The organism is Janibacter alkaliphilus (assembly GCF_013408565.1).
Lineage (GTDB): Bacteria > Actinomycetota > Actinomycetes > Actinomycetales > Dermatophilaceae > Janibacter > Janibacter alkaliphilus.
This window is the reverse complement of the sequence record NZ_JACBZX010000001.1, coordinates 2555300-2569519: the sequence shown is the minus strand read 5'-3', so window position 1 is coordinate 2569519 and position 14220 is coordinate 2555300. Positions and strand designations below refer to the sequence as shown.

Sequence of the window (14220 nt, the reverse complement as noted above, 5' to 3'; positions counted from 1 at the left end):
GACGGAAGATCCCGGCCTGCAGGGTCGTGAAGGCGATGAGCGTTCCGATGGTCATCCCGCCCGAGGTGGCCGGGAGGCCGGCAGCGAGGTAGATGGCGGCGGGCACGGCGGCGAAGACGATCTGCATCGTCGCCATCCGCCAGCGGCCGGCGAGCTGGCTGCGCATCTCGAGGTCTATGAGGTCATGGCTCACCTCCGTGAACCGGGCGGCGTCGCGGCGGGTCGTGCCCATCGTCTTCGCGAGGCGGATGCCGGAGACCGACAGCCCCTCCTCGATGCGGACGTGGAGGTCGGCGAGCGGGGCCTGCTGACGGGCGGTGATCTCACGCCGCAGCAGGCCCCCCGGTGGGTCAGCCAGACGGCCGGGGCACGACGACGAGGGAGATGAGCGAGAGTCGCCACGACAGGGCGATCATCGCCGCGGCGGTCGCGATCGCGGTCGTGAGGTTGCTCGCGATCGAGGTCGCGGTCGTCGTGACGACTCCCTGCATGCCGCCGATGTCGTTGATGAGGCGCGACTGGACCTCGCCGGCCCGCGAGCGGGTGAAGAAGCCGAGCGACTGCCCCTGCAGGTGAGTGAAGAGCCGCGTCCGCAGCCCGTGCATCACCTCCTGGCCGACCCGCGCAGACATCCACGTCTGCACGACGCCGAGCAGCGAGGTGACGACGGCGACGCCGATCATGCCGGCGACGACGAGCAGCAGCAGCCGCACGTCCTGCTGCGGGATGGCGACGTCGACGGCCTCGCGCACGAGGAAGGGCTGGGCTATCGAGACCACGGCGGTTGGACGCGCCAGACCCGCCACTCCCCCGGCGGGACGGCGGCGCGGGCCTGGGGGCTGCGGGCGGCGAGGTCGGCCTCGCACTCCTGCGGGCTGGCCTCGACGACGGGTCTGCGGACGCGGACGGCGCGCATCTGGGGCTGCCACCAGAGGTTGAGCGCGGCGGCCGGGTTGTCGGCGAGGTGGTCGGCCTTGCGGGAGGAGCCGGTCCCTGCGAACGCCCAGCCGCGCTCGTCGACGTCCTTGAGCAGCAGGGTGCGCGCGTCCGGGACACCCTCGGCGTCGACCGTGGCGAGGGTGACAGCGATCGGCTCGGGGACGTCGCCGTCGATGGCCGCGTCGAGCCAGGCGAGGGCGAGGTCTTGCGGGTCCGAAGGGAGGTCGTCCAGGTCGAGGTGCGGCGGAGTTCCGGTGAGGGTCGGGACGGTGCGGAGGCGGTCGGCGATGCTCACGTGGTCACCTTGGCACGTCGGTGCTCATTCGTCGGCGGACGATGGTCGGAAGGTGGGCGTTGTCTCGCCGAGGGTGACCTCGTGCCCGCAGTCCTTGCACTTCGTCACCCAGAAGGTAGGGATGAGCACGCAACTGCCGAGCTCGAGGTCGGGGTCGCGCTCGAGCTCCTAGAGGACCTTCGCGCCCGGCATGCCGTACAAGCGTCGGCTCATGTTCGGCGATCCGCAGGCATGGCAGACCGCGGTCGCGGTGTCGTCTGAAGTTGTCATGCGCTCTCCCTGAGAAGGACGAGGTGGAGGGTGTGACGGAGGAGGGTAATGGTGCGCTCGGCGTGGGCGCGCTCTCGCTCGCAGGCCCCAGCCTCCGGCTGCTCAGCTCGGTCGAGGGCGTCGTCGCCGGAACTCCATCCACGCGATCTCCTGCTCCTCGTTCCAGCGGATGAGCTCGAGGATGAGGTCGTCGTCGTACCCCCAGAGCTTCGCCATGGCGTGGGCGTCGACCGACCCCTCGCGCAGGGCGTCGAGCTGGAGGAACCGCGCTATGACCGGATGGAGGCCATCGCTCTTTGCGTTCTGGTGGTGGTCGGGGGTGGGCTGCTCCTGCGCCGCGGTGGGAGGGGTGCCGAAGGTGCGGCCGCCGACGTTCGCCGCGACATCGTCCATCTCATCGGCTGTGACGCTGAGGAGCTGGTGGAGGGCGGTTCCCAGGTGGTCGGGGGCGAAGGGGATGCTGGCAGGTCCACGAGGACGTAGATGACGTCCTCGACGAGGACGAACTTCAGCAGAGGCGTGTGCCTGTCGAGACGTGCCCACCTCGGCCTGTGCCCTCTTGAGGCCGCTGACGTCGAGAGCGAGCTGGTGATGAGGTGGATCATCGGCTCACCGCGCGCGCACCGCACCCACGCGACGACAGGGCCATGCCGGATCACGAAGGCGCCGTCCCGTCGCGCCCTGGCTCAGACAGCCGATCGCTCGGATCGCCCGAGCGCGTCCTCCAGAAGGCGTAACCGAGTGACAGCGCACCTCGCACGTCCGCCCGCCGAGTCAGGGAGGTATGCCTTCCGTGGAAGCAGCCGACCGCGCACGCACATGAGGCATGATTGAGACAGACAGAGGAGTCTCACCATGCCCTTGCCCATAATCGCCGTCGCGCTTATCGCGACTGGTTCAGCGACCGGTGGCGGTGGCATCGTCCTCGGGGGGAAGGGTGCCTACGACATCAAGAAGGCCAAGGACCGTGTCCGCGACGCGGCCACCGAGTATGACCGCCACCGCGGGGTGACGGAGACTCGGGCGGCTCGGACCAACGAGAAGATCCTGCGGTATGGCGCACAGCAGGAGGAGTCGCTCATCGCCGTGGTGGTCCGGATGGCCGACTTCTTGAGGGAGCACGAGCGACAGGTGCGAGAGAGTGAGCGACTTCTCGTCGACGGTGTCGACGTCCAGCAACAGCGGATCCCTGGCCTCACACGACTGGACGCTGACACTGCCTCTTGGATCCGAGGGGCAATCGGGAGCGCGGTAGCCGGTTCAGGGACGGCTGCGGGCGTTGCCGCTGCTGCGGGAGCATTTGGCACTGCCAGCACCGGGGCCGCGATCTCCGGGCTTAGCGGGGCGGCTGCACAGAGCGCCACGCTGGCCTATCTCGGTGGGGGCGCGTTGGCCCAAGGCGGCGGTGGCATCGCGCTAGGTACAACCGCATTGAACTTCGTCACGATCGGACCTGCCCTGCTCGTTGGCGGGCTCGTGGTCAAGAGCCAAGGAACGAAAGCCCTCACTCAGGCCACCGAGATCGAGACGAAGTTGGCTGTCGCCGTGGCTGAGCTCGATCGCGTGGAGACATTGCTAGAGGCCACGAACGGCCGTTTGAAGGAACTGGGGAGTGTCCTGCAGACGTTGACAAAGCGAGGCGTTGAGGCTCTTGACGTCCTCGAGTCGGAACCCTTCGACCCCGTGACGCACGCGTCTCGGTTTCAGAAGGCGATGGCTCTCGCCATGTCGGTTCGTGAGGTGGCGGCGGCCCCCGTCGTGAACGCAGACGGGGAGGTCGACGACCATACGGCCGACCTCGTCATGAAATACCGGCACATGACTGAGGAGAGCGAGTGACGGAGAACAAGGTCCACACCGGCAGGGTTATCACCAAGGCCAAGAAGGCGGGCGAGGCGGTCTCGGCATTCCAGGGATGGAATGCCTTGCAAGAGGTGGTGAGCGCCACCCGTGAGTGCATCGCCATCCACGAGGTAGAGAGGGGCAAGAGAGCGCGGCTCGAGGTCTACCGCGCGACCGAGATCGAGCGCATTCGAGCTGGCGAGACGGTCCTTCGGGAGTACTTCAACCAGGTGTTCGCGGAGCGGGGGGAGGTCTATCAAGAGCTCTTCTCGCGCATGGATGCCGCACTCGAGGCGGGAGACAACGAGGCGCTGAGCCACGTGGTCCTCGGAATCGTCAACGTCGCGAAGACCTCTCCCCTGGCCGACATCGGGGATCTAAGTCAAGTGCGAGCCGCTCTGGACGACCCCGACCAGGTGTGGGAGCTGTGAGCAATCAGAACGAGCAGAGTCTGAACAAGGTCCTAGCGGGCAAGCTCTTCTTCATCCCCGACTACCAGCGTCCATACGCCTGGGAGGGGCAGCAGCTCGCGGAGCTCTGGGAGGACCTGGATCTCATGGGCCCTGCTCAGCATCACTACGCAGGAACCCTCGTCCTGATGCGTCGGCCCGAAGACGCCTCAACGACCTCGCGGGGTGAGCTCCTGGAACCCTTCGACGTCGTCGACGGGCAACAGCGCCTCACGACGTGCTTCATCCTGCTCGATCGGATACGGCGACGGTTCGAGATGCTGAGCGATCTGGATGAGGACGCTGTAGACAAGGCGGCCGATCTGCGCCACACATTCGGACTTCTCAAAGTCCGCAAGCAGTCCCGGCCACGGCTATCGCTTGGGTCTGGACTGAACGACCTCTGGGCCAGTCAGATCCTGATGGACGACAAGATCAGCACCGGGGAGTACACAGACGCGGAGTATCGCCTTCTCCATGCTGCGCAGTTCTTCGACGCCCGCCTCGACGAGCTGCTGGACGGGGACGGTCAGCCCAACCTGGCGAGGCTAGAGGACCTCTTGGGGCGCGTACGCAGCGGACTTCGATTCCTTGTGTACGAGGTCGCCTCAAGCAGCGAGATCGGAGTGATCTTCGAGACGCTGAACGCACGTGGACGTCCGTTGAGCGAGCTGGAGAAGATCAAGAACTACCTTCTTTTCCTGATCCGACACGTCAAGGACGGACGACAGGAAGCGTTGGCAAGCCTCATCAACACGACATGGGGCCGCGTATTCTCGAACTTGTCCGGCTCGCGGATTGCTGGGGACGACCTTGCGCGTATCCACTGGTTGATCACGCAGAACCCGGACTCCCGGAGCTGGCACGGGTCGAGCTCTGTCAAGACCCTCTTCTCGCGCTCGAAGTTCGTCCCGTCTTCCGCGCGGCTAGCCAACTCGGTCGACGCCACATCTGTCGCGATGGCAGAACTCCACGACGAACTGGCCGAAGGGGTTGAGAAGTACGTCAAGACCTTGGGTCTTGCGGCTGGCTACCTGGGCGAGATCCAGGACGCTCATCCGACGCTGCCGGACCTGACAAGTCACTCTTCGGAGGTTTCAAATGCCCTCGCGGCCTTCCGGCGCGCCGGGTACCCCGCCAACTTCAGGCCACTCATCGTCGCTGCACTGATGGCGCGACCTCACGACGGGGAGTTCCTGGAGAACCTGGTCCGGGCATGCGAGGCTTACGCCGCACGGGTTTTTATCATCGCTCAGCGGAGGGCCGACGCCGGGCGTACCCAGTTGCACCGCATGGCCTTCAATCTCTGGACTGGCGTATCGACGCCGACCGAGATTCTCAATCAGGTCGCTGCGTTGACAAGGACATACGCCAACGACGATCAGGTACGTGCGGGACTTGCGGTGGAGGAGAGGTGGTACCCCCGGGCCGGGCACAAGTACTTCCTGTACGAGTACGAGCTCAAGCTGACGAAGGGCAGGAGCGCCGTGCCGGCGTTCGAAACCTTCACCGGGAAAGGCAACGAGGCCAAGACGACCGAGCACATCCTCCCACAGCATCCGGACTGGGAGAGCAGCGACTGGAGGCAGTTCACCGAGGAGGAGCACGCAGCGCTCCGTCATTCGCTGGGCAACCTTGTCCTTACGTACGACAACTCGTCGTACGGACGCAAGGCATTCGCGGCCAAGCGCGGTAGTCCAACCGAGACACAATCTCCTTGCTACGCCAGGGCGCCTCTGGCTCAGGAGCGAGAGGTGGCGGTGTTTGCGGACTGGACCCCAAGCACCATCAGCCAGCGCCAGAAGAAGCTCGTCGAGTTCGCCCTTGAGCGTTGGCACGTTCCGCCCGCGGCTCCCGATGTCATCGTGGCCGTCGAAGACCTCGAGGACGAGATCGACTCCGAGGAGGACGAAAGCTAGGCCGCATGGCTAGCAACGACCTCACGGATGAGGACCTGATGCCGGGATAGGGTTGGCGCCGGCCCGTGACCAACAGAGGAACCGCCCACTGATGAAGTCAGGTTCTCCGAACTGGATCGTCATGGGTGAGCCGGCGTCACCGGCGGAGCAGGCAGCCCTCGACGCCTTCTGCGAGCCGCGGCCCGAGGACGGACTACCCGCGCCTGGGTCGACCTCACCTTCCTCGACCTCGACGGCCGCGCCGCGGAGGTCGACGTCCTTCTGCTCACCAAGCGAGGCTTCTTCGTCGTTGAGCACAGGGGTGGCACGGCACGCTTGCTGGCAACCAGCAGAGCTGGCGCCAGATCACGCCGGGCGGGCAGGTCCGGCACCACCCCAACCCCTTGCTGCTGACGATCAGCAAGGCAAAGCGGCTCAAGAGCCGGGACTGCTGCACCCTCGCCAACTTCGGCGAGGCCTGAAGTCCTTCGGACCTCTCCTCGAACCCCTTCTCAATGAGGAACCGTTCGACGATCTGGTCCTGTTGCGCGTCCGACAGCTCTCGGTTCGACGACAACACCTGCGCCGCAGCTTCTCGGACCCAGTCGTCCTGTTCGTTGGCCCACTCAGCGAGCATGGCCCGCGCATCGACTGGCTGAGAACCATCGCCATCACGGCCCGCCAGGTTGTCGACGTCATCTGCCATGACCGAGCGCTCACACCCTCCAGTTGGCGGGTGTGGCGACCGCGTAGTCGCCGACGCCGATCGCAGCGAAGTGCTTCGTCGCCGCCTTGATCTTGGCGTTCTCGGTCGGCCGGCGCTTGACCTCGTCGTCGGTGCTCTTGGTCTCGCGGATCATGTAGATCCGGTCGGCGCCGTCCTCGTGCTTGATGATCGCCCAGTCCGGGTTGTACGGGCCGACGGGAGTGTCGATCTTGAACTTGCCCGGGAGCTTCATGAAGAGCTTGATGTCGCTGCGCCCGTCGAGCAGCTCGGCAAACTGGCGCTCCGGCTCGGAGTCGTAGACGACGTAGTCGAAGTCGGACTTCTCCGGGTTCTGCAGCTTGTACATCTGGTCGAGGAAGCGGTCCTTCTCCTCTTGACCGTCCTTCTGCAGCTCGCGGAGCTCGTAGACGTAGCCGCCGATCTTCTCGTACTGGACGCCCTCAGTGACGATCTCGGCGAGCACGCCCTGTAGGCGACCCTTGACCGTCTGGATGAAGTCGTTGGGGTTCCCGATGAACTCGGGCAGGCGCCCGCTGTCCAGGAGGATGTCGATGATGGTCTTGCGCGTAAGCGAAGTGGCTTCCTGAAGTTCGGTGATGATGTCCGGCAGGTCGTAGGCGCCCTGGAGAGACGCGGATCGCTGACCGGTCTCGGTTGCCTTGGTGCCGCCGCGAAGGATCTTGACTCCGGCTCGGGTCACTTGGATGCGGAGCGGCTGGATGGCAGGCGCGTCCTTGATCGCCTTAACGGTCGCCTCGATCAGGCGGTCACGCTCGACCGAAACCCGGTATGTCGTGCGAGCCGAGATGGCGCGCCAGAACTCCTCGAACTCGGGGTTCGCGAAGAGCTCCTTGTTGAGCTTGCGTGCCTTCCGCTTGGACTGCGGCTTCACGTACCGCTCGATGCTGGAACGGCCGATGTACTCGATGATCGTGTCTTCGTACGGCCAGAAGAAGTCAGGGATGTACTGCTTGAGGTCGAACCCGAGCTGGGTCGGCTGGTAGGCAGCGGTGACCTTGCCATCCTTAATCATCCCCGAGGACTCCAGTGCCTCGTAGAGGGTCTTGGAGCGCTCGTAGCCGAAGTACTCCGGTCCGTCCGGCTCGATGTGCTCTTCGTAGAGGGCGATCTTGGAGAACTCCTGGAGGCGCACGCGACCGATCTCTACACCGGACTTCTCGTATTCGGTCTGGAGTGATTTGGCGAACGCGGTGTACGACTCGTTCGCGATCACGGTGAGCTGGGCAATGCTGCGATCCGCCACCCGCTCCCCTGTCTCATCAACCGGGAGACGAAGGCCACGACCGATGGTTTGGCGTCGCTCCACCTCGGCTCCCATCTCGCGCAGGGTGCAGATCTGGAAGACGTTGGGGTTGTCCCACCCCTCGCGCAGCGCGGAGTGGCTGAAGATGAAACGGACGGGCTCCGCCTGGTCGAGCAGGCGGGCCTTGTCGCGCATGATCAGGTCGTAAGCGTCGTCGTCGGCCTTGGTGCTACCTGACGTGTCCTGGAAGGTGTCGGTGCCGCCGCGCTTGGCCTTGAGAACGGAGAAGTAGCCGCGTCGAAGCTCGGCGGGATCCTGCGGGAAGAGTTCCTGCCACTGCGGCGACTTGGCTCGCTCCTCGCGGAACAGCTCGTCGAACCACTGCACGAACTGGCCGTTGGCGTCGGTGTTGTTGAAGCCGTCACCGAGGAAGTTCTCCACCTTGTCGATGAAGAACAGGCTGAGCACCTTGATGCCCTTCGACGCCAGTATCGTCTGCTTGCGGAAGTGCTCCTTGATCGTCTCCCGGATCATCTCGCGGTAGATCGAGTCAGAGTTGCCGCCAATCTCCTCGCCCTGCTGAAGCATGCCGTGCTTGTTGAGCTCCACGAACTGAGGCTCGATCGACAGCTCGGTGATCCACCAACCCTCGTAGGCGGGATTGTTGGTGAGGTTGGACAGCTCCTGGTCTTGCTTGGCCTTCACGACCCGGCGAGTCAGGGAGCCGGCGGCGCCGCGAACGGCCAGCTCGAGCTTGGCCTCCCACGGGTCGCGCTTGACCTCGACGACCTTGATGTACGGGGTCGCGTCCGACCCCTGCTGAGCGACCTCCGCGACAACGATCTGCTTGACGAGACCGTGGTCGTGGGCATCGACCGGGTCAAGCCGGTAGACGACGTTGCGCTGCTTGCGGTGCGTGGCCGAGAACCTCAGTGTGGCAAGCGGGTCAAGTTCCCCGATGGACGACTGCGAGAGCTGCGACTCCATGTTCTGCGGCTCATCCATGATGACGACCGGACGAGTCGCCTTAAGGTAGTCAATCGCGCGGAATCCTCCCAATTGGTTTCGGGCCTGATGGATAATGCGCGTATTGGCATTTCCGCGGATCGCGTCAATTGTCATAACCATGATCTGAACGTTCGTGCTGGTCGCGAAACCTTGAACCTCATCTGCGAACTTTCCCGAATAAACCGAGTAATCGAATGGCTGCGCGGGATACAGGTCACGGAAGTGCTGGTGCATCAGCTTGATGCTGGTGGTGACGCCTTCCTTGATCGCGACGCTCGGCACCAGGATCACGAACTTGGTGAAGTTGTACGTCTTGGCCAGCTCGAAGATCGTCCGCAGGTAGACGTACGTCTTGCCGGTGCCAGTCTCCATCTCAATGTCGAAATCGAGGGCATCTCCCGCGAGAGTCCCGAGAACCTCCAAGCCGTTCTTGTCCTGGACAGCCTGCAGGTTCTGCAAGATGGTCGCCTCGTCGAGGACGAGGTGGTTGCCCACCGCTCCGACCTCCTGCGAGAGATCGAGATCGAGGCTGGTCTGATCCTGGGCTCCGTTCAGCTTCCCCTCGCCACGCAATGTGGTCAGGACCGCTTCCGCGTCCTTGGGCTGGCCATCGAAGAGCTGTACCAGCGACCCGATCGCGTCGAGCTGATACTGCTGCTTTGCGTCAAACTTGAACTCCATCAGGCAGTCCAGAGCTCCACGCCCTTGCTCTTGCAAAGCTGAGCGAGGTTGGTCTTCAGTTCGTCGTCGCCGTGGAAGGCATCCTCAAGAATCACGAGCCGCGCAGGCTCCTCATCCACGACCGCACGGAGCTGGTCGAGCGACGGCTTCGTGTGCTCGTCGAGGTACGCGAGCAGCAGGCCGCCACCAACCGCATGAACAGTCAGGCCTGCGATGACCACCTCCCTCGACTCCTCTGTTAATGAATAGCCCTGCTTCAGCAGCAACTCGTAGAGCAGCGAGTCAGGGGTCGCTACGCCGTCCGCGCTCTCGCGCAGTTCGAGCAGGTGCTGCTCAAGACGCGTGGAATCTATCTCGCTGGTGGCGCGCCATTTCGAGAAATTCGTGTCCACAAGCGTAAAGGTGCGGTATCCGACGTCAAGCGTTTCCCCTTGATTGTTGACGTCGCCCTTCAACTCATCCTTGATCCTGTCGCCGGCAAGGTCGATTCGCGTTCGTGCTACCGAGGCGATTGTGGGGAAGCCCGCTACTCGAGCGACCGAACCCACTGGGGTCGGCTCCGGCAACTGCACCTGGATATGGCGTCGTCTGCCACCATCTTGCGCATTAAGCGCCATCACTGCATGGGCTGTGGTCCCCGAACCAGCAAAGAAATCGAGAATCAAGTCGTCGCCGTGCGTCACAATACTCGCCAAATGACAAATAAGCGTTCGCGGCTTTGGGTTATCAAACACGTTTTTGGTAAAGAGGTCGAGAACTTCAGCACTCCCAGTGCTAGTGGTGCCCTCGTCGACAAGTATGCTCCGCGGTTTCTTTCCCTCCGGCTCCCTCTGTTTGAACTGAACTGACCAACGACTACCAATCTGAACGAACCGGGCGTCGCCGGACTCGAGGTCACTCTTGAACCGATCTTGCGACCTGAGCCAGCTAAGACGATTCCCGTGCTCGTCAAACTCAAGAACGGTCCCGTCAGGCGCCTCAATTGGGTAGTACTGTTTCCCACTTTTGCGCTTGAAGGTGTCCCAAAAGTACCTTCCGAACTCGTCACTCTCTTTATAGCGCTGCAGATACTCATCTGAGTGAGCCACGAACAGTTTCGGAAGTTTTGACGATGCCCGCGATACCATCAACACGTATTCATGTTCAACAGCAACATGCTTTGCATCGTTTCCGCCACCCTTCTTATTTTTCCAGATCAGAGTCGCTATTACATTGGACTCTCCAAAGACCTCGCTGAGCAACTTCTTCAGATTGTCGTACTCGCTATCGTCAATCGAGATGAAGATGACTCCATCGTCGGTCAACAGGTTTCGTGCAAGCTTGAGCCGCGGATACATCATGTTGAGCCAGTTCGAGTGGTAGCGCCCCTCGGACTCGTTGTTGGTTGAGACCTTCTTGCCCTCTTCGTTGACTTGCTTGGTCCACTCGAGGTAGGTCTCCAGCCCCTCCTTGTAGTTGTCGGGGTACACGAAGTCCTTGCCGGTGTTGTACGGAGGATCGATGTAGATCATCTTGATCTTGCCGTGGTAGTGCTTCTGCAGGATCTTGAGCACTTCGAGGTTGTCGCCCTCGATGAAGACATTCTTGGTAGTGTCCCAGTCCTTGCTCTGGTCCTTCATCGGGCGCAGGGTCGCTGTGGTGGGCTCCTGGGCGGCGCGGAGCGCGCGCTTCTTGCCCGGCCAGAACAGGCCGAACCGCTCGCTGCTGTCGGCGACGTCGTCGGCGAGGAGCTCGGTCAGCTTGGTGACGTCGACCTTGCCGTCCGTGATCGCCTCGGGCACCAGCTCCTGCAGCTGGCGCGCCAGCTCGGTCCGCAGGTGGGGGGTGGTGCTGGGGATCTCGTGGATCTCGTCGTTCATGCCGTGATTCTCCATCGGATGTTGAACAGGTCTTCGGTCTCGCGCTTGCCCTTGAGGGACTGCTCGATCAGGTCGAGGTACTTGTCGATCTCTTCCCGGAGCTTGATCCGCTCGCTGCGTGCGCGGTCGTCCTCGTCTTCGGCCTTCTGCGCCCAGCGCCTGGCTTCCTTCTTGTGTCGCAGTTGCTCCATCGGGTCGTCGGTCTGTCGCGCCGCCTTCCGGCTCGCCTTCTCCTTCTGGCGGTACTCCCGGATCAGCCCCTCAGACTCGGCCTTGCGATCAAGGGTGTTGCGGTAGAGCAGCTCCTCCTGCTGATCGTAGTAGCGAGCGTTGCGTGCCTGCACTTCCTTCTCGAACGCCTCTCGCTGGACTTCCAGATGCTTCTCAAAGGCCGACTCGTCGATCATGTCAATCGGGTCCGACACTTCGGTGCAGGCCAGGTCCATCAGGTCGGCGACGTACTCGTGGTCGAGCCACTCGCCATCGTCGGTGAGCAGCCCCGCGAGCGCGTAGGACTCGGAGATGTCCTCGTTGCCGGCCTTCATGCGGAAGGTGACGACCTTGCTGACGAGCTGACCGCTCTTGCCCTGCAGCGCCTTAATCGCAGTGCTTGCGCGCTGCGACTTGCCGAGGCTGAACGTCAGCTCACGGGCAGGTGTGTCCGCGTCCTTCGAGCTCGCCACCACGTGTTCGGCCAACGGGCTGGCGAAGCGGTACTGGTGGGCGTTCTCCTGCGGCTGCGACTTGAAGAAGTAGCGGCCAGTCTTGGCTCCTGCGATCGGTGCCGCGTGGAGTTCGAACTGGCGGCCGTCGCCCTCGAAGGTCGCGACGCTGTCGAGCTGGTACTTAGTAACGGCCAGGAGGAGCTGTTCGAAGCGGTTGAGCACCTCGCCGGATTGCGCGTCATAGGACTTCAGGCGGTCCTGGACGTTGGGGTCGAGGTTGTCGAAGACCTTGGCCTTGGCGCTCGCCATCTCCTTGGAGATCTCGCCCTCGAACTGCTTCTCCAGCTGGTTGAAGGCCACCTCGATGTCGCCCGCGGTCTTGCAGCGATTGAGGATGTCGCTGATCGTCTTCTCGAAGTCGAGCCCGTCCTCGATGGAGCCGAGCACTTCGTCGCTCGCGCCGAAAACGCCCTTGAACAGGTGGAACTTGTCCTCCAGTAGCTCAAGGATGCGTTGCTCGGCGAGGTTGCCCTTGTTGGAGAAGTTCACGACGACGACGTTGTGCTGCTGGCCGAACCGGTGCGCGCGGCCAATGCGCTGCTCGACGCGCTGCGGGTTCCAGGGCAAGTCGTAGTTCACGACCATTGAGCAGAACTGCAGGTTGATGCCCTCCGAGGCTGCTTCGGTCGCGATCATGATCGTGCCCTCTTCGCGGAAGTAGTCCACAAGGGCCTTGCGGCGATCGGCCGCCGGGACGCCGGTGATGACATCGCTGCCCTTGTTGCGCTCGAGCCACCTCTGATAGATCGCGGTGGCCTGCGGGGAGTCGTTCTGACCGTTGAAGAGCAGCAACCCCTCCCCCCGTCCGGCCTCCGTGAGCGAGCGTGCGATGTAGTCCTGGGTCACCGTCGAGTCGGTGAAGATGATCGCCTTCTGCGGGGCTCCGAGCTCCCGCAGGCGCTCGAAGCCGAGGTCCAGGGCGTGGTTGAGCTGGACGGCCTTCTCGTTGACCGTGATCGATCGAGCCAGAGCCGCGTACTCGCGCAACTCCCTGACTTCGTCCTTCATCGGCTCGATATCCCGAGGGTCGATGGCGGTGAAGCCAGCCCTGGGTTCCTCGTCGAGTTCCTCTTCCTCCTCATCGGTGAGGTCGGCATCAACGATGAAGCTTCCGGAGTTCGTCCAGCGCTTGCCCTCCTCGATCTCTCGCTCCAGTCGGCCAGCGATGCGCTCGAGCGTGCTTGCGATGGCGTAAGTGGAGGATCCGAGGCGCTTGCGGATGATGAGCGCGCTGAGGTGGCGCGTAGACTTGGAGAAGGCGTAGACCTGCTCGCGCTGGAGGTACTCGTTGACCAGCTCGTAGAGGCGTTGCTCGTCCGGCGACGGCTCAAAACCAACCGTGAGCGGGAGTCGCTCGGTGAAGCGGATGTACTTGTCGGCGTCGCGGCGAAGGGTGCGCTTGCTGACCTGAGCAACGCGGTCGCCAAGGTCATCGAAGGCTGCCGATTCCCGGTTCTTGATGTAGCGCTCGCGGAAGGCATCCAGTGAGTAGAAGTAGTCAGGTTCGAAGACTGAGACCAAGCCGTACAGCTCTTCGAGCTTGTTCTGCAGCGGCGTGGCGGTCAGCAGGACGGTCTTCTGCGAGCCCTCAACGATGTGAGCGACAGCGTTGGCGACCTTTGCCTTGCCGTTCCAGAAATTCCGCAACCGGTGCGCTTCGTCGGCCACAACCACGTCCCAAGCACGAAGGAGTGCGGGCTCGTGGCGCTGGGCGAACTCGTACGAGCAGATGAGCACCTCGGGCGAGCGGCCAGCACCGAGGAGGCGGTCCTTGGTCTTCGCGTCTAGCAGCGAGCTGGGGATAAGGAACTTCTCGTAGAGCTCCTGCTGCCACTGCTGCCGAAGGCTGGAGGGCGCGATGATCAGGATGCTGCGCTTCCGCTCAGCCCAGTACTGGCTGATGACGATGCCCGCCTCGATCGTCTTACCAAGGCCGACCTCGTCGGCGAGGATGACGCCTTTGAGGAACGGGGTCTGGAGCGCGAAGAGGGCCGCGTCAATCTGGTGCGGCTTTGGCTCGACCTGAGCGTCGAAGAGGAGGCCGGCGAGCTTGCCGACGTGGTCACTTGCGTAGCTGCGCTGCAGTTCGTGGGCGTAGTACTTGGCCTGGTACTCGGTGAAGCCATTCTTCATCGGACAGCTCCGTAGGGCGCGCGTGAATGATCCGTAGCCCGCACCGGCTCCGAGCTCATTGCGTCCTCCTGGTCAGTGAGCAAGAGGCCCTGCCAGCACCTCCCTCGCTCGGGAAGCACCCTACTAGGCT

10 protein-coding genes and 2 pseudogenes are annotated in these 14220 nt (G+C 63.3%); 3 read left to right on the top strand and 9 right to left on the bottom strand.

Annotation, left to right across the window (positions count from 1 at the left end):
• Positions 1 to 55: 55 nt before the first annotated feature.
• The 5 genes and pseudogenes from BJY28_RS16915 to BJY28_RS17060 all read right to left on the bottom strand — a co-directional run.
• A pseudogene (locus tag BJY28_RS16915) lies at positions 56 to 265 on the bottom strand (ABC transporter ATP-binding protein); the annotation flags it as partial.
• A gap of 85 nt (positions 266 to 350) precedes the next feature.
• The gene (locus BJY28_RS16910; protein ID WP_343037095.1) at positions 351 to 752 is read right to left on the bottom strand and encodes an ABC transporter transmembrane domain-containing protein; all 402 of its coding nucleotides are present in this window, start codon (positions 750 to 752) and stop codon (positions 351 to 353) included.
• Positions 753 to 766: 14 nt separating this feature from the next.
• On the bottom strand, positions 767 to 1234 hold the full coding sequence (locus BJY28_RS12215) for a pyridoxamine 5'-phosphate oxidase family protein (RefSeq protein ID WP_343037094.1): 468 nt from the start codon (positions 1232 to 1234) through the stop codon (positions 767 to 769).
• Between the two features lie 372 nt (positions 1235 to 1606).
• On the bottom strand, positions 1607 to 1897 hold the full coding sequence (locus BJY28_RS12210) for a hypothetical protein (RefSeq protein WP_179463249.1): 291 nt from the start codon (positions 1895 to 1897) through the stop codon (positions 1607 to 1609).
• A gap of 71 nt (positions 1898 to 1968) precedes the next feature.
• Positions 1969 to 2166 (bottom strand): annotated as a pseudogene (locus tag BJY28_RS17060) (hypothetical protein); the annotation flags it as partial.
• A 193-nt stretch (positions 2167 to 2359) separates the two neighbouring features.
• On the opposite strand from BJY28_RS17060, the gene BJY28_RS12205 reads away from it, so the two are divergent.
• From BJY28_RS12205 to BJY28_RS12195, 3 genes are read left to right on the top strand one after another with little or no spacing between them, the layout of a single operon-like run.
• On the top strand, positions 2360 to 3343 hold the full coding sequence (locus BJY28_RS12205) for a hypothetical protein (RefSeq protein ID WP_179463248.1): 984 nt from the start codon (positions 2360 to 2362) through the stop codon (positions 3341 to 3343).
• On the top strand, positions 3340 to 3777 hold the full coding sequence (locus BJY28_RS12200; protein WP_218875330.1) for a hypothetical protein: 438 nt from the start codon (positions 3340 to 3342) through the stop codon (positions 3775 to 3777). Before BJY28_RS12205 ends, BJY28_RS12200 begins: the two co-directional genes overlap by 4 nt.
• Entirely contained in the window at positions 3774 to 5714 is a 1941-nt protein-coding gene (locus tag BJY28_RS12195) for a GmrSD restriction endonuclease domain-containing protein (protein ID WP_179463247.1), read from the top strand. Before BJY28_RS12200 ends, BJY28_RS12195 begins: the two co-directional genes overlap by 4 nt.
• A gap of 265 nt (positions 5715 to 5979) precedes the next feature.
• Here the strand turns inward: BJY28_RS12195 and BJY28_RS12190 are convergent, their stop codons facing one another.
• The 4 genes from BJY28_RS12190 to BJY28_RS12175 are packed head-to-tail and all read right to left on the bottom strand — an operon-like array spanning position 5980 to position 14090.
• Positions 5980 to 6399: a hypothetical protein gene (locus tag BJY28_RS12190; protein ID WP_179463246.1), complete on the bottom strand. Its 420-nt coding sequence runs from the start codon at positions 6397 to 6399 to the stop codon at positions 5980 to 5982.
• 10 nt (positions 6400 to 6409) lie between these two features.
• Positions 6410 to 9373: a restriction endonuclease gene (locus BJY28_RS12185; protein WP_179463245.1), complete on the bottom strand. Its 2964-nt coding sequence runs from the start codon at positions 9371 to 9373 to the stop codon at positions 6410 to 6412.
• Positions 9373 to 11232, bottom strand: coding sequence for a site-specific DNA-methyltransferase (locus BJY28_RS12180; protein ID WP_179463244.1), 1860 nt, complete (start codon positions 11230 to 11232; stop codon positions 9373 to 9375). Before BJY28_RS12180 ends, BJY28_RS12185 begins: the two co-directional genes overlap by 1 nt.
• Positions 11229 to 14090 (bottom strand): SNF2-related protein, encoded by a 2862-nt coding sequence (locus BJY28_RS12175; RefSeq protein WP_179463243.1) that lies wholly within the window; start codon positions 14088 to 14090, stop codon positions 11229 to 11231. Before BJY28_RS12175 ends, BJY28_RS12180 begins: the two co-directional genes overlap by 4 nt.
• Between the last annotated feature and the right edge of the window lie 130 nt (positions 14091 to 14220).